Origin of the sequence: Aestuariispira ectoiniformans (assembly GCF_025136295.1) — a bacterium.
Taxonomy (GTDB): Bacteria; Pseudomonadota; Alphaproteobacteria; order UBA8366; family Aestuariispiraceae; genus Aestuariispira_A; species Aestuariispira_A ectoiniformans.
This window is the reverse complement of record NZ_CP062788.1, coordinates 4,312,852-4,332,498: the sequence shown is the minus strand read 5'-3', so window position 1 is coordinate 4,332,498 and position 19,647 is coordinate 4,312,852. Positions and strand designations below refer to the sequence as shown.

Sequence of the window (19,647 nt, the reverse complement as noted above, 5' to 3'; positions counted from 1 at the left end):
CGGGAAGCTTAATCTTCCTGAAGTTCCGGAATGTTTTTGTAGAGTGCCAGGGCCTCCGGATTGGACAGGGCCTCCTGGTTTTTCACCGGACGGCCATGGACAATGTCGCGAACCGCAAGTTCGGTGATCTTGCCGGAGCGGGTCCGCGGGATATCGTCGACAGCGACAATTTTTGCGGGCACATGGCGCGGAGTGCACTGCTGGCGGATGTGGGAGCGGATGGCACGCTGCAAATCCTCGTCCAGCGTCGCGCCCGGTGCAAGGCGGACAAAGAGCACGACGCGCGTGTCTCCTTTCCATTCCTGACCGATCACAATGGATTCCAGAACCTGGGCAAAGCCTTCAACCTGGCGATAGATTTCCGCCGTGCCGATCCGCACGCCGCCGGGGTTCAGGGTCGCATCGGAACGGCCGAAAATGACGTAGCCGCCGTGTTCCGTGCGGGAGACAAAATCCCCATGGTGCCAGATGTTGTCGAAACGCTTGAAATAGGCACCTTTGTAACGCGCGCCATCCGGGTCATTCCAGAAAGCGACCGGCATGGACGGGAAAGGCTTGGTGCAGACCAGTTCGCCCTTGTCGCCTTCGACGGTCTTGCCGTCTTCGCCGAAGACGTCGACTGCCATGCCGAGGCCCGCTACCTGGATTTCACCCTTCCAGACCGGCAGGATCGGCACGCCCAGCATGAAACAGCTCAGAATGTCCGTGCCGCCGGAAATGGAGGCAAGCAGGACGTCTTTCTTGATGGCGTCATAGACATAGTCAAAGCTTTCCGGCACCAGCGGCGAGCCGGTGGACGTGATTGTTTCCACGCTGCCCAGGTTATGGGTATCGATCGGCCGGAGTTCTGCCTTGCTGCAGGCGTCGATCCATTTGGCGGAGGTGCCGAAGAATGTGATTTCTTCTTCCTGGGCATAATCAAACAGGATATTGCCACTGGGCGCGAAGGGGGAGCCGTCAAACAACATCAGCGTCGCCTTGCAGGACAGGGCAGCCACCAGCCAGTTCCACATCATCCAGCCACAGGTGGTGAAATAGAACACGCGGGAACCCGGCTTGGCATCGCAGTGAAGGAGATGCTCCTTCTTCTGCTGCAAAAGGGTGCCGCCTGCACCATGCACGATGCACTTCGGTTTTCCGGTCGTGCCGCTGGAATACATGATGTAGACCGGGTGGTTGAACGGCATCATTTCGAACTCGATGTCTTTCGGCTCGAAGTCTTCGATGAAATCTTCCAGGGTTTCCGCGCCCAGAATGTTGTGAACTTCCGGATCATCATCAACCAGCGGCATCACAACAACCTTGCGCAGGCTCGACAGTTCGCCCGCGATTTCTTTCACCCGGCCCAGAGAGTCGTGGCTTTTGCCGTTGTAGAAATAGCCGTCGGCGGTAAACAGGACGACCGGCTCGGTCTGTCCGAAGCGGTCCAACACACCCTGGATACCGAAATCGGGAGAACAGGACGTCCAGATCGCGCCGATGGCGGTCGCAGCCAGCATGGCCATCACGGTTTCCGGCATATTGGGAACGAAGCCTGCAATGCGGTCACCGGGCTTCACGCCCAGGTCGCGCAGGGCCTGGGACAGGCGGGAGACACCGTCATAGAGCTCTTTCCAGGTCAGGCGGCGTTTAACCTTGTCTTCCGCCCAGAACACGATTGCGGTGTTGTTGTCGCGTTTGGTGAGCAGGTTTTCGGCGAAGTTCAGCTTCGCGCCCGGGAAGAACTGAGCACCCGGCATCTTGTCCGCGTCAATCAGAACCTCTTCGCCCCTGGTCTGGGCCTTGATATCGGCAAACTCCCAGAAGGAACTCCAGAATTTCTCCATTTCATTGATGGAGAAGTCATGCAGGGCGGCATAGTCCGGCAGGCTGACACCATGTTCCAGTTCCAGTGCCTTGGCAAAGGAAGTGATATTGGATTTTGCGATACGTGTGGCGGATGGTGTCCAAAGCGGTTGGCTCATCATGGGCGCTCCCTGCGTAATTGACTGCGTCGCTTGCTGTTTGCAGCTTGTTGTCTCTTGGGATAGCACTGTTCACAACGATTTCTCAAGGGTTTGCTGCAGTGCATATAAACGAAGAACGGATTTTTTCGCTGCCGCGGTCGACTTTCCCGATGGCCGGTGCCGCCTGGATGGTTCTGGCGGCGGCCTTATTTGCTGTTATGAACGGGCTTGTCCGTGCGGCGGCGGATATGGGGATGCATCCGTTTCAAATCGGCTTTTTACGTAGCGTTGTTGCGCTATTGGTCCTGTCTCCCTTTTTGCTAAGGGCCCTGAGCAGGGAAGGTCTGTCGGTTTTGAAAACGGACCTTCCGTTCCGTCATTTTTCCAGAAGCGCGGGGTCCACCGGCGGGATGCTTTTTTTCGTCTTTGCGATTGCCCAAATCCCGATGGCCCAGGCGACCACGATTACATTCAGTGCGCCGATTCTCATCACGGTGGGTGGGGCACTGCTTTTGGGGGAGGTCGTCCGGCTGCGTCGCTGGGTTGCTGTGACGATTGGCTTTCTGGGAGTCCTGATCGTTATTCGGCCCGGCGCGACCGAGGTCGGCATCGGCACATTGTCAGCGGTCGCGGCTGCGGTTTCCATGACGGCGGCGGCGTTGATCGCCAAATCGCTGACGCGTAGCGAGCCTGTTCTCCGGATCATGATTTATACCAATCTGGGGATGACCTTATTGACGCTGCCGCTGGCGCTTTGGGTGTGGAAACCGATGACATTGGAGATGTGGGGGATTGGCTGTGCAATCGGGGGGATTGCCGCAATCAGCCAGACCAGTGTGACGCGCAGTTTTGCCGCCGCGGATGCATCCATGGTCATGCCATTCGACTATTTGCGTCTGCCCTTCGTCGCGCTGATTGCCTATTTTGCTTTTGGAGAGGTCCCGGATACCTTCACCTGGATTGGCGCGGCAGTCATCATCGGTAGTGCCCTATACATTGCCCATCGGGAACGCGTGCTGGCAAAACGGGCTGCGCATACGTGATCGTATGGAGGTCCATACGCATGCGTATGGAAAATCTTGGCGGTGACGCTTTGCTTTGTTATAAACGGCCAAACATGAGATTTGGGAGGAGCCCGAGATGGATGTGAAAGATGTTGTTGCCGTTGTTTCTGGTGGAGCGTCCGGCCTAGGAGAAGGAACGGCGCGCGCGTTGGCGTCTGCCGGGGCCAAGGTGGCGATCCTGGATATGGGGTTGGACAAAGCCAAGGCCGTTGCCGATGAGATCGGCGGGATTGCCCTGCAATGCGATGTGTCGGATGCGGTCAGCGCGGAACAGGCAATGGCGGACGTCGAAGCACAGCTCGGCCCCTGTGGTATTGCGGTCAATTGTGCGGGCATCGCGCCTGCAAAACGCATCGTTGGCAGAGAAGGTCCTCAGGCCCTGGAAGATTTCAACAAAGTCATTCAGGTAAATCTGGTCGGCACCTTCAACATCATGCGCCTTGCGGCGGCCCAGATGCAAAAGCGCGACCCCAATGCGGATGGTGAACGCGGTGTGATCGTCTCCACGGCATCGGTTGCCGCCTTTGAAGGCCAGATCGGTCAGGCGGCCTATGCTGCGTCGAAAGGCGGGGTCGTCGCCCTGACATTGCCGGCGGCACGCGAATTTGCCAAATCCGGTATCCGGGTGAATGCCATTGCGCCGGGCCTCTTCGGAACCCCGATGCTTCTCGGAATGCCGCAGGAGGTTCAGGACAGCCTGGCATCGACCTTGCCCTTCCCGTCGCGTTTCGGCAAACCGGAAGAATATGCCAAGCTTGTTCTGCATATGGTCGATAATGCGATCATGAATGGCGAGGTCGTCCGTTTGGACAGCGCGTTGCGGATGCAACCGAAGTAAGACGGATATTCCGAAATCTATGCGGTGACCTGAACGGCGCGGAAGGTGTCTTGAACGACCTCCGCGCCGTTTGTCGTTGGCGGGGTAAGCTGGATTGCCTGTTCGAAGGCGTTGGCGGCCTGTGCGGAAGAGACGCCATCCCGGTTGAACTGGACGCTGTTTCCGGTCTCGCCGGTGTTTTGTCCCCCTGCCTGTCCCTCATTGTCGGCGGTGGCGGTATCCTTGTTTGCCGCGGGCGTTTCGTCTTTTGTGCTGGTTGCTTTCTCATCAGCCTTTTTTGCAGCCTGTTCCTCGGCTTCGTCGCGGTCTTCCTGAGCCTTAAGTTCCCTGAGATCTGCGCGTGCTTCATTCACACCCTGGCTGGCGGTGGCCGCGACCCGCTGATCCTGGGGAGAGGGGTCGGCGGGCGCCAGCGCGGATTGGCGGACGACCTGCAGCTTTCTGATGGTGGCCTCCGGGTCGCCTGAGATTTTACCGGCGTCAATCTGAACCTCGCCGCCGGTCGCATAGCGGCGTCCGTCAGGACCAACTGTGTATTCATAATTGGGCGACCCGGCATATTGTCCACCGACGGAGGCATGCGCCTGTTCATGCCGCCGGACCTGTGCGTCGCGTTGTTGGAGCTGTTCAACAAGGAGTTGCTGCTCCGGGGTCAGTTCTTTTTTCTGCTTGTCCTGGCCCTGCTCTTCTTCCGTTTTCTTTTTTTCATCGTCTTTGGGGCTGTCGGTCGATGATGTGCTGTCTGTATTGGCCCCGCCGTCTTTCTTGCCGTCTGCGGATGGTGCCTCCAGCCGTTTGGTCGACAGGCGCGCGGGGGAGGTTTCCTGCAGGGTTGCGAATGCAGTTGAACTTAATAGCGGCTGTTTCCTGGTGGTGTGGGTGTTCAGTGTTGCCGTTGAAGTGGCTGGACCGGCTTTGATTTGCGCAGCCGTCTGCATCGGCCCGCTCACCGCGCGTGGGGCCGCCAATGCCGTTATTGCGCTTCCGTTCGAAACGTACATCTCAAAGTCTCAATACGATTGCCCGCCGGGCAGTTCCACCCGTACCGAACACTCTTATTCTATGCTTTTTAAGGGGCAAAGGGAAGGTCTTAATAACAGTATAAAGATGTGTATTATATAAAATACATTATTGTTGTTGTAAATATATTGACGCCATACCACATGTCATTCTAGTAAATAATAAGGATTAGGATGAAAGGTGGGATATGCCCATGACTCAGGCCTTGAAAGTCGAGCAGAATATTTCTTTGGAACAGGCATCCACGGATGCGGCATTCCTGGAGGATAAGCTCTCCGGGCTGTCGACGCAGGAACTGTTGCACAAGGTTTTGCTGGAAGTGTATCCGGGTCGTATAGGCATTGTGTCCTCCTTCGGTGCAGAGGCGGCAGTGCTGCTCGATCTGATTGCGCGCGTCGATCCCGCGACGCCGGTTCTGTTCCTCGATACCGGCAAGCATTTCCCCGAGACGCTGGCCTATCGTGACCTGCTGGTGGATCGCCTTCGTCTTCGCGATGTGCGGGTCCTGACCCCCAAGGATTTGCATTTGCAACAGGAGGACCCCAGTGGAACGCTTTGGGAGTCAGACCCGGACAAATGCTGTGATATCCGCAAGGTTCGCCCGTTGGATTTGGCACTTGAAGGTTTCGATGCCTGGATTACTGGCCGCAAAAGGTTCCATGGCGGTACGCGTAAGCAGCTTCCCGTTTTCGAGAGCGACGAAGGCCGCGTGAAAATCAATCCGCTTGCCGATTGGACGGCAGAGCAGATCGAAGACTATTACCTGAATTTCGCCCTGCCCCGGCACCCCCTGTTTGATCAGGGTTATCTGTCGATCGGTTGCGCCACATGCACCGCCAAGCCGGTTGAGGGTGCGGATGTGCGCTCTGGCCGTTGGATGGGCAATGGCAAGACCGAATGCGGCATTCACAAAGCCAAATGGGCAGTCTACAGCTAGTCGAAACCTCCTATGCGGGTGGACTATACGGCATCTGCCTTCCGCGGATGCCGTTTCTTTTTGCACGCTTTTCTTGACAGAAACTCCTGTGGCCCCGATATAGAGACATTGTTCTTTATACTGTACGAATGTTCCGGTAAATCGGATGGGTGATCTGATACCGGAACCGACAGTGGGGTGAGGAGTATCTGAGCAATGCCGATCAAGATTCCCGATACGTTGCCTGCGCGAAAATTCCTGGAGGGGGAAGGTCTCGTCGTGATGCGGGAGTCCGAGGCAGCGCGTCAGGATATCCGACCGTTGCGTATCGCACTGCTTAACCTGATGCCCTTGAAAGAAAAAACCGAGATACATTTTTCCCGGTTGATCGGGGCGACCCCGCTACAGGTGGAACTGACGCTGGTGACGACCGGCAGCTATACGCCGACCAACGTGTCCAAGCAGCATATGCTGGACTTCTACAAACCCTGGGAAGAGATCAAGGATCAGAAATTTGACGGTCTGATCGTCACGGGGGCGCCGGTGGAGACTTTGCCGTTCGAGGACGTCGCCTATTGGGAGGAAATATCGAATATTTTCGATTGGACCCAAAGCAATGTCTTCAACACATTGAATATCTGCTGGGGCGCGCAGGCGGCTCTGTACCATTTTTACCAGGTGCCGAAACACCAGCTTGATGACAAGATTTTTGGCCTGTTCCCGCATCATATCGTTAAAAAGCATTCCATTCTGCTGCGTGGCTTTGCAGATAGCTTCCCGGTGCCGGTTTCCCGACATACAGAAACCACGAAGGAGGATATCGTAAAGGTGCCGGGCCTGGAGATTCTGGCGGAATCGGACGAGGCCGGGGTCTGTATTGTCCGCGATCGCGGCAGGCGTCAGGTCTATATGTTCAATCATCTTGAATATGACGCGACGACGCTGAAAGACGAATATGATCGTGACGTAAGTCAAGGACTGGAGATCAATCCTCCGAAATACTACTTCCCGCAGGACGATCCGTCGCAGGTGCCTCTTAATACTTGGCGGGCACACGCACATCTGCTAATTGCGAATTGGATCAACGACGTTTACCAGAATACGCCGTTCAACATGGACGACATCGGCCGGGAGTAGCGCAAAACACATGAAACGGGCAGGACGCATATACCATCTGGCATATGGCTTCGCCCTGTTTGGCGTTTACCTCGCTATTCTGATGCCTGTGGCCAGCGGCTTTGCCGCTGCAAGCCAGGATGTCAACAGCGCGTTTTTTACCTGCGGCTGGTTCACCCAGCAGCAGCAAAACAAGTCCCCATCGGCAGACAGCCCCGCAGGTGCAGACGAGCTTTGCTTTTTCTGTAAGGCTGCCTGTCATGTCACTTTTGTCATTCCCGACGAGATCGTACCGGTAGGTCCGACGCAGTGGCCGGTTGAAGGATCCATTCCTCTTCCTCCAGATCAGTCGCCGGCAAAAGTCGCGGTCTATCGCGTTCTCAACCGAGGACCCCCTGTCGCCTGAGGGACCCCATCCCTCTTACCGGCTGACAATTTGTTTGGTCCTTTATCCAAAAATTTGCGTTGAGAATGGAGTTATCAATGAAACGCCTGATTTCCGCAGCCGTTGTGGCTGCCGCTATGATGTCTTCCGCTGCCCTGGCCCATGAATACAAGCTTGGCGATCTCAAGATCGATCACCCTTGGGCGCGCGCCAGCGCCACGGCCCAGGCCAAGGCCGGGGGTGCTTTCATGACCATCCACAATATGGGAAAAGCCGACGACAAGCTGGTTTCGGCCAGTTCCGATGTTGCCAAAAGGGTTGAGCTGCACACCCATAAAATGGATGCCAACGGCGTCATGAAAATGGGCCAGGTTCCGTTTGTGCCCGTGCCTGCCGAAGGCATGGCCGAATTGAAGCCCGGTAGCTATCATGTGATGTTCATGGGCCTGAAAAAGCCCTTTGTCGAAGGTGAAAACTTCGATCTGACTTTGCATTTTGAGAAATCCGGCGATACGACGGTATCGGTGAAAGTGGAATCGGTCGGCTATGGTGCCGACAGCTCCATGAAAATGAAGCACGACGGCAATAAGAAACAGTAAGCAATCGGCAGTAAGTAATGACGCGTTGGAAAATCCTGATCGAATATGATGGCGGCAAGTTCGTTGGTTGGCAGCGCCAGGCCAATGGGCCATCCGTACAGCAGGCTTTGGAAGAAGCCGTAGAGGGATTTTCCGGCGAACAGGTTCTGGTCCAGGGGGCCGGACGCACGGATTCCGGCGTCCACGCCCTGGGCCAGGTTGCCCATCTCGATCTGGAAAAGCCGATGGAAGCGCGAAAGATCCGCGAGGCCGTCAATTATCATCTGAAACCCCATGCGATCGCGGTTCTGGAGGCGGAAGAAGTGAGCGAGGATTTCCACGCCCGCTTTTCCGCGACCGGCCGGGCCTATCTCTATCGTATTCTGGATCGCCGCCCGCCGCCGACGCTGGACCGGGGCAAGGTCTGGCATGTGAACAAGCGGCTGGATGCGGAGGCCATGCATGATGCCGCCCAGGTCCTGATCGGCAATCATGATTTCACCAGTTTCCGCGCCAAGGAATGTCAGGCGGAATCACCGGTCAAAACGCTGGATCGTCTGGATATCGAACGGGTCGGCGATGAGATCCATGTCCATGTGGCGGCGCGCTCTTTCCTGCATCATCAGGTGCGCAACTTTGTCGGCACCCTTCGTCAGGTAGGCGACGGGCGCTGGACCAAAGAGGATGTGAAACAGGCGCTTGAGGCCCGGCATCGTTCCGCCGCTGGGCCGACCGCACCGGCCTGCGGCCTCTATCTGACCACGGTCACCTATCCCGACGCGGGTTAGGCCGTTGACAGGGCCGCCGTTACATTGCGGCGGTCAGCAAAAGCCCGTGCCGCCAGACCAGAATCATCTGGCCCAGAATGAAATCGAATATAATCAACGGGATGGACGCCATGCCCGTAATCTGCAGCGTGTTGCGGATCACAAAGCTATGCAGGAAAAGCCGCCAGAAAATCGCGCCGATTGTGAGGCCGATTGTAACAATCTCCGGCAGCGGGAGCAGGGTTTCGATCACCGATAACAGAAGGAACAGCGCCAGCATCGGGGCGGACACCCAGTTATAGGCGCAGATATAGTTGAAATACTGGTCCCGTCGTTCCAGGAAGGCGGTTATCGGCTGTGCCACGACCGGCCAGGCAACCCAGCCCATCACATAGGTGATGGTTTCCACGGAAACTAGCCTGCCGGTGCTGTTGTGGTCCATCAGGGCGCTGTAGCCGGGCTGCAGGGCAAGCAGCAGGACATAGGCCGGGAGCAGGACAACCCCGCACCAGAAGCTTTGCAGCAAAGCCTCCGGTGTGTTGCCGAACAGCATGATGCCGCGTTTGTCCAACCAGAAGGTTCGCCAAGCGCCGTAAAGCTGCAGATAGGTTTCGGGAATGGTCAGACGGAACCTCATGCGGCCTGGAAATATCCTTCAATCACGCGGCGGTAAATCTCGGTCAGGTTTTCCAGATCGGCGACGGGCACGCGCTCGTCCACCTTATGCATGGTCTGACCCACCAGACCAAAGTCTACCACAGGACAATAGTCTTTGATGAAGCGGGAATCCGACGTACCACCCGTCGTGCTCAATTCCGGGCGCTGGCCGGTGGCGGCCTCGCAGGCGTCCGCGATCAGCGTGCTCAACTGGCCCGGCGGCGTCAGGAAACTTTCACCGGAGATCGTGATATCCAGATCATAGCGCCCGTCGCCGATGGCGGCATCCAGACGTTTTTTGATGTCTTCGGTCAGCGACGCGCCACTATGCAGGTCGTTGAAGCGGATGTTGAAAACCGCCTTGGCCTCGCCGGGGACGATGTTGGTCGCCGTATTGCCGATATCGATGGTGGAGATGGCGAGCGTGGAGGGTTGGAAATGCTCCGACCCCTGGTCGATTTCCCAATCGGTCAGCACTTTCAGCAGGTCCACGATGCGATGCGCGGCGTTGTCTGCCAGATGCGGATAGCCGGTATGGCCCTGGGTGCCGTGAACACTGATATAGCCGTTCAGGCTGCCGCGGCGGCCGATCTTGACCATCTCGCCCAGGCTGGTGGGGTTGGTGGGCTCCCCGGTCACGCAGGCGCTGAGTTCCTCGCCGCGTTCGGCCAGCGCGGGCAGCATCTTCTTGGTGCCGTTGATGGAGGGGCCTTCCTCGTCACCGGTGATCAACAGGCTGATGGAGCCATCGGGATGGCCGCTTTTCTCCAGAACCTGGGAAACGGCGGCGACCCAGCAGGCAATCGCGCCCTTCATATCGACCGCGCCACGGCCATGCAGCACGCCATCCTTGATCTCCCCGCCAAAGGGCTGACTGGTCCAGCTTGCCTCCGTGCCGACCGGCACCACATCGGTGTGACCGGCAAAGCACAGGTTCGGCAGGCCGGTGCCGAGGCGGGCATAAAGGTTGTCCACGTCATCCGTGCCTTCTTCGGAAAAGGGCAGGCGCGTGCAGGTGAAGCCCAGCTCTTCCAGAACAGTCTGCAACAGGTCCAATGCGCCGCCTTCCGTCGGGGTGACGCTGGGGCAGCGGATAAGGTCCTGTGTGAACTGAATGGGATCGATGGCCATGGGGTACTCCTGCTTCAAATACTTATAGCGGAACGACAAATGGCCGGGACGGGCCCGGCCATGTCGGTGCCTTCCCTTTGTCCTACTGTCTTCCTCTTCGAAAGACAACAGGACAGAATGGAAAAGCAACTGTTCCGAGACGTTTGTCCAACGATAAGGCACGGATGAGATTCCGGCCTGCGCCGGAATAAGCGGGTGAAGTTTTGCATCACCCCGACTAAAACTCCGTTCGTCCCGGCGTATGCCGGGATCTGGGGCCGCAAATACAGACGGCTGAAGGGCATGCGGGAGATTCCGGCTTTCGCCGGAACGAACGGGTAAACGATTTGCATATAATACTCATCGCCACCTTGCGAAAATGCGGGTGGCGATGAAGTCGAAGGTTGGCTTTAGTCGCGCAGCAGATCGTTGATGGAGGTCTTGGAGCGGGTCTTCTCGTCCACGCGTTTGACGATGACCGCGCAATAGAGGCTCGGGCCCGGCGTGCCGTCCGGCAGCGGCTTGCCCGGCAGGGAGCCGGAAACCACGACGGAATAGGGCGGGACATAGCCCATATGGACCTCGCCCGTGGCGCGGTCGACGATCTTGGTGGAGGCGCCGATGAAGACGCCCATGGAAATGACGGAGCCTTCGCCCACGCGAACGCCTTCGACCACTTCGGAGCGCGCGCCGATAAAGCAGTTGTCTTCGATCACGACGGGGCCTGCCTGCAGCGGCTCAAGAACGCCGCCGATGCCGACGCCGCCGGACAGGTGAACGTCCTTGCCGATCTGCGCGCAGGAGCCGACGGTGGCCCAGGTATCGACCATGGTGCCGCTGTCCACATAGGCGCCCAGATTGACGAAGGAGGGCATCAGCACCACGCCCGGCGCGATATAGGCGGATTTGCGCACGGTGCAGTTAGGTACGGCGCGGAAGCCCGCGTCGCGGAAGCGGTTTTCGCCCCAGCCGTCGAATTTGCTCGGCACCTTGTCCCACCAGCCGCTGTTCTGGCCGGGGCCGCCTGGGATCAGGGACATGTCGTTCAGGCGGAAGGAAAGCAGCACGGCCTTTTTCAGCCACTGGTTCACCTGCCACTCGTCGCCGACCTTCTCGGCGACGCGGGCCTTACCACTGTCCAACAGATCCAGCGCTTCATTGACGGCGTCGCGGATTTCGCCGGTGGTGCTGGTGGATACCTGGTCACGATTGTCGAAGGCCGCGTCGATGACGGCTTGCAAGTCCTGGTGGGCCATTGGCTTTACCCCTGAATAACGTCCTAACAATTATGGACGCGCAGATTGGTCCAGCGAGCCGCAGAGGTCAAGCCAGCAAGCGACGGAAGGGCGCGGTTTTGCGGCGGGATGTATGTTCTGTCTGATCTGAGATCATATTGAGAAGTGAGCTAGTGAATTTTTATGTAATGCTCATCAATTCAGACGGCCGCGTGTCCCCGAAAGAATTTGCATAGGCTACGCACACGGATGTCCAGCGATGTTCTCGATAGAATGCCAGCACTATCGCTTTGACTCTCTGGTACCCCACGCCCAATTTTTCCTTGAAGAGTTTTTCGAACATTACATTATTAAAGTCTTGTGGATTGTTATTGAGGACAGTTTCGGCTTGTTCGAAGCAGTCATGAGCCGCTTCCAGGTCTTCTTCGGACCAATCCAACTCGATAACAAGGCTGGTTAGTGGGTTCTCGTTATATCTGATTGCTTCACCAATCAGAGATATTTGAAATTTGATCTTTTTGATCTCTGCTTCTAATTCCATGAATAGCCATCCTAAGTGTCTTAGTTCTTCAAGTCCGCTGAAACGTTCTGCAAAATAGTCCGAATTTCGAATGCTAAGTCGTCCGTTTGCTGGCTGGAAAGCACAGTTTGATAGCTGTGACAAAGCCTTTGCGCATCTGCTACTTGTTTGTACTCTTTAGTTTGGCTTGGAAATTCGGTAAGAAACTCTCCCATCAGCGCGGAAGCTTGGTCGAACGATTTTTGCGGTTGGGTCCTTAATCTGTGCAGTGCGGAAATGGCGTTATCCAACCGAGGTGCAAGCATTTTACCCTTTGTTGCTTTTACTTGGTCTCGTGCGTCATTCCGAAACTTGCGCGATACCAACGCGAAAAAAAGAGACAAAATTGCACCAACAAAAGATGTGCCCACTCCGCTAAATATCCATTGATATGCGCTGTCCATAATCCCTCTCGGTATTACGTGCTAGAGTTGCAACTCTATAAATTATTTGTTTCTGATATGCAATCTAAAATGGAAATGGTTTGGTCACTTAACGCGCTCAGGGGAATAGACTAAAAGTCATATATGTTCTCATTTTGTTCTTGACTTTTAGGAACGCCTTTGCTATCTCTCAATCATCACGGGACGGGTGATGGATCGCTCGTTGAGGCGATCTCAGATTTCACCATCGTTCCTGTGATCAGTATCCCCGGATGGATAACCGCCTTTGGGTGGGACTGTAGGAGATGGGCGCGCGCCTGACGCGTTGAAGAGCCGAAAGGCACCGCCCCGAGACGTCCCGGCCCCATGCCTCCTCGCACCGGCCCATCCCCTTTTCCGGTTCGCCGCCGGCCGCAGTGATCTTTATGCCCCCTGTGGGACATCCCCTGGTCCCTGGTTTCCCAGGTCCTGCGATAACCGGCCGCGATCCCCCTTTCCCAAAAACAGATGCGATTTTGAAGGAGATGCCATGTCTACCTCGGTAGACCAGTCATTCACGAAGCATTTCCAGGCGGAGGTGCACGAAGCCTATCAGCGGATGGGCTCCAAATTGCGCAATACGGTGCGCAGCAAGAACAACGTCAAAGGGTCTAGCACCACTTTCCAGAAGGTGGGCAAGGGCACGGCCAGCACCAAGGCCCGTCATGGCAAGGTGCCGGTCATGAATATCGACCATGAACCGATCGAGGTGGTCCTGCAGGACTATTACGCCGGGGACTGGGTCGATTCCCTGGACGAATTGAAAACCAATATCGACGAACGCATGGTCACCGCCAATGCGGGTGCCTATGCCCTGGGCCGCAAGACCGACGAGCTGATCATCGAAAAGCTGGACGGTCTGGGTGCGGAGCGTGAGGCCAAAGGCACCGGCACGGGCCTGACCGACAGTGACGGCCTGACCAAGGAAAAGGTGCTCAAGGCCTTTGAGATGCTGGGAGAGGCGGATGTGCCCGACGACGGCCAGCGTTTCGCCATCATCGGCTGGCGTCAATGGGGCCAGTTGCTGGATATCAAGGAGTTTTCCAACGCGGACTATGTGGGCGATGAAAGCCTGCCCTGGAAAGGGACACAGGCAAAACGCTGGCTGGGTACGCTCTGGATGCCGCATTCCGGCCTGAAAAAGGACGGCAGCGACCTGCGCTACTGCTACTGGTATCACAAAACGGCCATCGGCCATGCCTCCGGCCAGGATGTGAAATCCGACATCACCTATCACGGTGACCGGGCCTCCCATTTCGTCAACAACATGATGAGCCAGGGTGCCGGTCTGGTCGATGCAACGGGCATTGTCCGCCTGCGCTGTAAGGAGGTGTGATCATGGCCTATCAGAGCAAAGACCTGAGCGTGATCGCCTATGCCAACGGCTTCACCATGTGGCATTACACGACGCCCGATCTGGCGGCCGATGTGGACAGCAGCGGCTATTTCAACGAGGCGGCGCATATGCTGCGTGTTGGTGACCTGATCGTTGCCAACGTGGACACCGACGGCACGCTGACGACCGGCCTGTTCGCGGTGACCGGCAACACCAACATGGTGGTGGACGTGGCGGATATGTCCAGCCTTTCCGCCACTAATACCGACTGATCCCCGACCCTTTCACCTGCTGTTTTCGCCCCGGCTTTTGTGCCGGGGCGGGACGGCCCAACCAGGGAGATTTGCCTTGGCGCTAAGCAGTATCGCCATATGCAGCCGCGCGCTGTTGAAACTGGGCGGGGAGCCGATTGCCAGTTTCGAGGACGGCACGGCGGAAAGTGTCGCCGCCGGATTGCTCTACCCCTCCACCCGCGACGCGGTCCTGTCCGCCTATCCGTGGAATTTCGCCACGACGCAGAAAAGGTTGACCCGGCTGGTGGCAAAGCCCGTGGCCGACTTCAATTATGCCTATCAGCTTCCCAATGATTTCCTGCGTGCCTTGTCTGCCGGCCCGGAAAGTCGTGGGCGCGGTATCGACTATCAGATTGTCGAACGCCGCCTGCATACCAACGCCGAAGACGTGACGCTGACCTATATCTTCCGGCCCCATGAGGCGGCCTTTCCGGCCTTTTTCGACCAGGCGCTGATCATGCGTATGGCGGCGGAATTCTGCCTGCCGCTAACCGAAAGCGTCAGCCGCACGGAAGTCCTGTTCCAGATGGCGGAAAAGGAATTACGCCAGGCCAAGCTGATCGACGCGCAACAGGATGTGCCGCCGCGTTTTGAGGCCAATACCCTGATCGAGGCCCGAAACTGATGCCGCGCCTGAAACTGCTCAAAACCAATTTTACCGCGGGCGAGGTGAATGAACGCCTGTTGGGGCGCGGTGACCTGACCGCCTATACCAACGGTGCGCGCCGCCTGCGCAATGTGCAGGTTTTCCCGACCGGCGGCCTGTCCCGCCGTCCGGGCCTGCGCTTTGTCGCGGCGGCCCTGGGCCGGGGGCGTCTGGTCGCCTTCGAGTTCAACACCGAACAGACCTATCTGCTGGTTTTTACCGATCAGAAGGTGTCGGTGCTTGAAGATGACGCGGTCATTGCGACTATTGACGCCCCCTGGGCGGAAAACCAGATCGGCAGCATCACCTGGACGCAAAGTGCGGATACGTTGTTGATCTGTCATCCGGAAGTGCCGCCGAAAAAAATCCTGCGCAAGGATGCGACGACTTTCGAGATTGAAGACTGGTCCTTCTTTGAGAAAGACGGCCGCATTTATCAGCCGACCCATAAGTTCTCAAAGGATGCCATCACGCTGAAAGCCAGCGCGACCAGTGGCACGGTGACCCTGACCGCATCGGGCAACCTGTTTGTCGCGGCCCATGTGGGAACGCGCTTCCGCATCATCGACAAGGAAGTGGAAATCACGGCGGTGGCCTCGACGACGAGTGCGACTGCCAAGGTCAAGCAGACACTCGACAATACCGATGCTACGAAGGACTGGGAGGAACAGGCGTTCTCCGCGGTTCGGGGCTGGCCGGTGGCGGTCTGCTTCCATCAGGACCGCATGGTGGTTGGTGGTTCCCGTGATCTGCCCAACCGGATATGGCTGTCGAAATCCTCCGACCTGTTCAATTTCGATCTGGGAACCGGGGAGGATGATGAGGCAATTGAATTTGCCATTCTGTCCGACCAGGTGAATGCTATTCGCGCTGTCTTTTCCGGCCGTCACCTACAGGTTTTCACCTCAGGCGCGGAATGGATGGTGACCGGCGACCCGTTGACCCCGACCAATCTGCAACTCAAACGCCAAACCCGCGTCGGTTCGCCGGTTGACCGGTCCGTTCCGCCACGCGATGTGGACGGTGCAACCTTGTACGTGTCCCGTACGGGTACGGAACTGCGTGAGTTCCTCTTCACCGACGTGGAACAGGCGTATCAGTCCAACGATCTGGCTATTCTGGCACGTCATGTCCTCAAAAATCCATTGGATCAGGATTTCCAGAAATCCTCGCGTTTGATGTATCTGGTGATGGGGGACGGCACGATTGCAACGGTCACCGTCTATCGCCAGGAACAGGTCACGGCCTGGACGGTTTATGAAACCGATGGCGACTTCCTGTCGGTCTGTGCCGTGGGCGACGATGTCTATGCCCTGGTGGACCGTGAGAGCGGTATCTACGTGGAACGCTTCGATGCATCCCTGAATACGGACAGCGCCGTTACAGCCGAAAGCGGAACGGCCCGAACCGTCTGGGGTGGTCTTGATCATCTGGACGGCGATGCGGTCCAGGTGGTGGCCGATGGCATCTATCAGGGTGTTCTGACTGTGTCATCGGGTGAGATTGGGCTTTCCAACCCGGCCTCAAAAGTGGAAATCGGCCTCGCCTACGCCCATGAAATCGTGCCGTTGCCGGTCTTCCATGCCGGTGGTTTTGGTGCGGGACAGGGATCGCCGGTGCGTCTGGTGCGCGGGACCTTCCGCCTTCTGGATACGCGTGCGCTGACCATCGATACCGGCAAGGGCCTGACCGTCGTGCCCTTCCGCCGCTTCAACACAACCGAGGTGCTGGACACGCCGACGCCGCCCTTTACCGGCGACAAGACAATCCGGGCGCTTGGCTGGACCCGCGGCGACACCACACCGCTCTGGCGGATCGAACAGGACGTACCGCTTCCCTGCACCATCCTGTCGGTGCTCACCGAAATATCAGCATTGGGACAATAGAGGAGGAAGATATGGCGACATATGCTGCCGCAGTTGCCGCTGCTGTATCCGCCGCGGCTAGCATGGCTGGCGCACAACAGCAGCGAAAATACCAAAAAAAGAAAACCAATCTCCAGATGGAACAACAAAAAGCTCAATTGGAGCAGGCTGAACGTGAGGAAAATAAAAAGGAAAGACGGCAGCGTGCACAGGCGATTGCCCATTTCGGTGCTGCGGGGATTGGCGGAACCGGAGGATCGGCTGACGCCGTGACACGTGGTATCCGTGAGGAAAGCCAGCAACGTATGGCGGATATGAGGGAAAATTCGTATTTTGGCGCTCGCGGTTTGTTGCTGGAAGATAAGGCGAATGCCTCTGCCTACAAGTTTGGGCAGATACAACGTGGAGCCAACGGTTTCTCATCCGTTTACAGCAAGTTGCCGGATTGATTGGGAAAGGAACAAACGGATGAGCGAAAATCTACATCTACATCCTCGTGTCCGAGTCGTGGTAACTGATACTGGCCAAACGGATTACGAGTTTGATTTTGGCACGACGTCTTCAGACCAGGTTGCCTTACATGTCCAGGGTATGGAAGAGGCGCCTGCCTATACAATATCGTTAAATGAGGCTGGTTCTGGCGGCTCGGTAACATTCGAAACCGGTCTTTCTGATGGGGCTATCCTCACCATTTACCGGTCGATGGCTATTGCGCGCGCGTCGCAGTTTAACGAAGGGGCGCCTTTGCAGGCTGCCAGCCTGAATGTGGAATTGGATAATTCGGTTCTGTTGCTGGAACAGGCCGCGATGCAGGCAAGTGATGCTCTGCGTAAGCCGATCTACGATGACAGTCCCGATCTGATCCTGCCTGACAGTTCCGGGCGTGCCGGAAAGATGCTGGGTTTCGATGAAGCCGGGGCGGTTCGTGTCTATGACGATATTGCTACGTCATCGGCCACAGCCGAAGAAGCCGCCAGTCAGGCACAGGCCGCGCGGCAGGACGCCATTCAGGCTGCATCGACATTGACGGAGCTGGTGTATTGGCGGGTCGAATATTTCAGTGGTACCGGTGCACAGCAAAGTTGTCCGCTGACTGCGGACCCCGGCAGTTCAAGCCTTGTCTTCGTGACTGTTGATGGTGTGGAGCGTTTTCAGGATAGCTGGGCGTTGGCCAACGGTGTTATTGAAGGGGTGTTTCCAGCGGGCACCGACAATGTCCAAATCCGCTATGGCGTGGCGACGCCAGTAGGTGAAATTGCTGATCAGGCCGTGACGACCGTGAAGCTTGCGGACGGGGCAGTGACCCAGGCGAAAATTGACCCGGAAGTGGAACTGGGCGGGCCGTCTGTCGGGCCTATCCGCATTAACCCGCGCATCATTTCCGAAGACCTGACCTTGCAGGACAAATACGGCGGGCCTGTCAATGGCATGATCGCCGGGCCGCTGACCATTGTCGACAAAAACGAACTAACGCGATCTGAGGATTTCGGGTCTGCGGATTGGGATAAGACAGGTGTCACGGTTTCGGAAAATGTGACGAACGATCCTAACGGCGTCCAGGCGGCTGACAAATTGGGAGAAGACACCTCAACCGGCTATCACCGTGTTTTGCGGGCTTCACCGACCGTTCCCGGCAATGTCTACACGTTCAGCATCTACTTGAAGGCCGGGCAACGGACCAGGGCGAACCTGCAGCTTGTCATGGACAATGGGTTATACGCCATCGCAAAAGTGAACCTCGTTGATGGGGGGACAACTTTCAACTCGACCATTGGCGATCCCGTGGCCGGTTATGATGTTGCAGAGGCCGGAAACGGCTGGTGGCGGGTTAGTGTTACTGAACGGGCTTTGAAGATGTCCTGCACGCTGCATATCTACATGACGGATGATGCGCAACAGCCAAGTTATACGGGCGTGACTTCTGAAGGTCTCTACCTCTGGGGGGCGCAGCTTTGCCAGACGGATGCACCAACGGCCTATGCCTCCACCGCCGACGCCCCGGCGGGAACCACATTGACAATCCCCGACGGCTCAACACTCACGGTGGTGTAAATGAACGGAAAACTGAAGGTAAAACAGATCGAGAAACCGGACGGGAAACCCGTTGACCTGACCGGGCAGAGCGCGGCGAAAGCGCGGATCAACTTTGACATGACGAACGGGGCAATACGCGACAGCCTCAATGTGTCCAGCACGACAGACATTATCGTGGGGAAATACGCCTATGCCTTCACCAATGCATTTTCGAGTTCTCTACGCACGGTGACAATGGGGGTAGCCAGCGGCGTGACTGATGTTCAGGGCCAGCTTGGAGACCATGTTTTAGGGAGTACGGCGAGCGTCCAGCACGTTCTGGGGCTTAATGCTGCGGGCACAAGCAATGCTGACCTGACGTTCGTTCACAACGTTGCACATGGAGACCTCGCATGAGTACCATTGAAGCAAACAAGCTGAAAAAGCCGGGGTCATCTGCTGGCGTGGATGAGGTTGGAATTGACTATGTGGTGCATGGAACGGCTAAAGCTTGGGCGTGTATGGACGGCGTCAACACCGTTGTTCGAGAAAGTCTGAACTTGTCTTCTATGTTGGATAATGGTGTCGGGCTTTATGGCTGCAATTATGCAAATGTTATGGCGAGTGCTTATTCACAAGCCCCAGATTTTAGCGTCCTTTCCTCCTTCCGAGGCATGACGCCATTAACGGGATATGCAGAGAGCAATTGTCGTGTTCGCGTTTCTGACGACAGCGGCGCTACTGCTGTTGACGTTAATCATGTGTTTATGCGTACGTCGGGGAGAATCGCATGAGAAGCCAACTTGATATCAATGGGCTTCATGTGGATGGAGGGCGCGTAAAGCCCTGAGCGCACTATGACCAGATCAACAACGTTGTGT

At 56.9% G+C, this 19,647-nt stretch carries 22 protein-coding genes; 15 read left to right on the top strand and 7 right to left on the bottom strand.

The genetic code is table 11. The annotated features are described in order from the left end of the window. Window positions 1–8: 8 nt before the first annotated feature. A complete protein-coding gene (locus tag IF205_RS20470; RefSeq protein ID WP_259783325.1) occupies window positions 9–1,964 on the bottom strand; it encodes an acetoacetate--CoA ligase in 1,956 nt (651 codons plus the stop codon). A gap of 101 nt (window positions 1,965–2,065) precedes the next feature. Here IF205_RS20470 and IF205_RS20465 point away from each other — a divergent pair, with 101 nt between their 5' ends. Next, a complete protein-coding gene (locus tag IF205_RS20465; RefSeq protein ID WP_259781210.1) occupies window positions 2,066–2,989 on the top strand; it encodes a DMT family transporter in 924 nt (307 codons plus the stop codon). A 97-nt stretch (window positions 2,990–3,086) separates the two neighbouring features. Continuing rightward, window positions 3,087–3,848, top strand: a complete 762-nt coding sequence (locus IF205_RS20460; RefSeq protein ID WP_259781209.1) for an SDR family oxidoreductase — start codon at window positions 3,087–3,089, stop codon at window positions 3,846–3,848. A gap of 17 nt (window positions 3,849–3,865) precedes the next feature. Here IF205_RS20460 and IF205_RS20455 read toward each other — a convergent pair whose 3' ends face one another. Continuing rightward, window positions 3,866–4,849: a putative metalloprotease CJM1_0395 family protein gene (locus IF205_RS20455; RefSeq protein ID WP_259781208.1), complete on the bottom strand. Its 984-nt coding sequence runs from the start codon at window positions 4,847–4,849 to the stop codon at window positions 3,866–3,868. Between the two features lie 212 nt (window positions 4,850–5,061). Between IF205_RS20455 and IF205_RS20450 the strand changes: the two genes are divergently transcribed. From IF205_RS20450 to truA, 5 genes are all read left to right on the top strand, one after another. After that, complete coding sequence (locus IF205_RS20450) at window positions 5,062–5,805, top strand: phosphoadenylyl-sulfate reductase (RefSeq protein WP_259781207.1); 744 nt, start codon at window positions 5,062–5,064, stop codon at window positions 5,803–5,805. A 195-nt stretch (window positions 5,806–6,000) separates the two neighbouring features. After that, window positions 6,001–6,921 carry a homoserine O-succinyltransferase gene (locus tag IF205_RS20445; RefSeq protein ID WP_259781206.1) on the top strand — a complete coding sequence of 307 codons (921 nt, stop codon included), beginning with the start codon at window positions 6,001–6,003 and terminating at the stop codon, window positions 6,919–6,921. 10 nt (window positions 6,922–6,931) lie between these two features. Beyond that, window positions 6,932–7,306 (top strand): hypothetical protein, encoded by a 375-nt coding sequence (locus IF205_RS20440; RefSeq protein WP_259781205.1) that lies wholly within the window; start codon window positions 6,932–6,934, stop codon window positions 7,304–7,306. 77 nt (window positions 7,307–7,383) lie between these two features. Next, window positions 7,384–7,884, top strand: coding sequence for a copper chaperone PCu(A)C (locus tag IF205_RS20435; RefSeq protein WP_259781204.1), 501 nt, complete (start codon window positions 7,384–7,386; stop codon window positions 7,882–7,884). Between the two features lie 17 nt (window positions 7,885–7,901). Next, window positions 7,902–8,651 carry a tRNA pseudouridine(38-40) synthase TruA gene (truA, locus tag IF205_RS20430; RefSeq protein WP_259781203.1) on the top strand — a complete coding sequence of 250 codons (750 nt, stop codon included), beginning with the start codon at window positions 7,902–7,904 and terminating at the stop codon, window positions 8,649–8,651. 19 nt (window positions 8,652–8,670) lie between these two features. On the opposite strand, the gene IF205_RS20425 is transcribed toward truA, so the two are convergent. The 5 genes from IF205_RS20425 to IF205_RS20405 all read right to left on the bottom strand — a co-directional run bounded on the left by IF205_RS20425 (window position 8,671) and on the right by IF205_RS20405 (window position 12,595). Beyond that, complete coding sequence (locus tag IF205_RS20425) at window positions 8,671–9,267, bottom strand: hypothetical protein (RefSeq protein ID WP_259781202.1); 597 nt, start codon at window positions 9,265–9,267, stop codon at window positions 8,671–8,673. After that, the gene (dapE, locus tag IF205_RS20420) at window positions 9,264–10,418 is read right to left on the bottom strand and encodes a succinyl-diaminopimelate desuccinylase (protein WP_259781201.1); all 1,155 of its coding nucleotides are present in this window, start codon (window positions 10,416–10,418) and stop codon (window positions 9,264–9,266) included. The genes IF205_RS20425 and dapE overlap by 4 nt, the downstream gene beginning before the upstream one ends. Before the next feature lie 389 nt (window positions 10,419–10,807). Further along, on the bottom strand, window positions 10,808–11,653 hold the full coding sequence (gene dapD, locus IF205_RS20415; RefSeq protein ID WP_259783324.1) for a 2,3,4,5-tetrahydropyridine-2,6-dicarboxylate N-succinyltransferase: 846 nt from the start codon (window positions 11,651–11,653) through the stop codon (window positions 10,808–10,810). 160 nt (window positions 11,654–11,813) lie between these two features. Continuing rightward, a complete protein-coding gene (locus tag IF205_RS20410; protein ID WP_259781200.1) occupies window positions 11,814–12,173 on the bottom strand; it encodes a hypothetical protein in 360 nt (119 codons plus the stop codon). A gap of 20 nt (window positions 12,174–12,193) precedes the next feature. Then, the gene (locus tag IF205_RS20405) at window positions 12,194–12,595 is read right to left on the bottom strand and encodes a hypothetical protein (protein WP_259781199.1); all 402 of its coding nucleotides are present in this window, start codon (window positions 12,593–12,595) and stop codon (window positions 12,194–12,196) included. 508 nt (window positions 12,596–13,103) lie between these two features. Here IF205_RS20405 and IF205_RS20400 point away from each other — a divergent pair. The 8 genes from IF205_RS20400 (at window position 13,104) to IF205_RS20365 (ending at window position 19,560) form a co-directional block, all read left to right on the top strand. Then, window positions 13,104–13,949: a phage capsid protein gene (locus IF205_RS20400; RefSeq protein WP_259781198.1), complete on the top strand. Its 846-nt coding sequence runs from the start codon at window positions 13,104–13,106 to the stop codon at window positions 13,947–13,949. A 2-nt stretch (window positions 13,950–13,951) separates the two neighbouring features. After that, window positions 13,952–14,221 (top strand): hypothetical protein, encoded by a 270-nt coding sequence (locus tag IF205_RS20395; protein ID WP_259781197.1) that lies wholly within the window; start codon window positions 13,952–13,954, stop codon window positions 14,219–14,221. Between the two features lie 76 nt (window positions 14,222–14,297). Next, complete coding sequence (locus IF205_RS20390) at window positions 14,298–14,867, top strand: phage connector family protein (RefSeq protein WP_259781196.1); 570 nt, start codon at window positions 14,298–14,300, stop codon at window positions 14,865–14,867. Continuing rightward, complete coding sequence (locus IF205_RS20385) at window positions 14,867–16,774, top strand: phage tail protein (RefSeq protein WP_259781195.1); 1,908 nt, start codon at window positions 14,867–14,869, stop codon at window positions 16,772–16,774. Before IF205_RS20390 ends, IF205_RS20385 begins: the two co-directional genes overlap by 1 nt. 11 nt (window positions 16,775–16,785) lie before the next feature. Next, window positions 16,786–17,202, top strand: coding sequence for a hypothetical protein (locus tag IF205_RS20380; RefSeq protein WP_259781194.1), 417 nt, complete (start codon window positions 16,786–16,788; stop codon window positions 17,200–17,202). Between the two features lie 58 nt (window positions 17,203–17,260). Beyond that, window positions 17,261–18,805 (top strand): phage head spike fiber domain-containing protein, encoded by a 1,545-nt coding sequence (locus tag IF205_RS20375; RefSeq protein ID WP_259781193.1) that lies wholly within the window; start codon window positions 17,261–17,263, stop codon window positions 18,803–18,805. After that, window positions 18,806–19,183 carry a hypothetical protein gene (locus IF205_RS20370; RefSeq protein ID WP_259781192.1) on the top strand — a complete coding sequence of 126 codons (378 nt, stop codon included), beginning with the start codon at window positions 18,806–18,808 and terminating at the stop codon, window positions 19,181–19,183. Continuing rightward, the gene (locus tag IF205_RS20365; protein WP_259781191.1) at window positions 19,180–19,560 is read left to right on the top strand and encodes a hypothetical protein; all 381 of its coding nucleotides are present in this window, start codon (window positions 19,180–19,182) and stop codon (window positions 19,558–19,560) included. Before IF205_RS20370 ends, IF205_RS20365 begins: the two co-directional genes overlap by 4 nt. The last annotated feature ends 87 nt before the right edge of the window (window positions 19,561–19,647 follow it).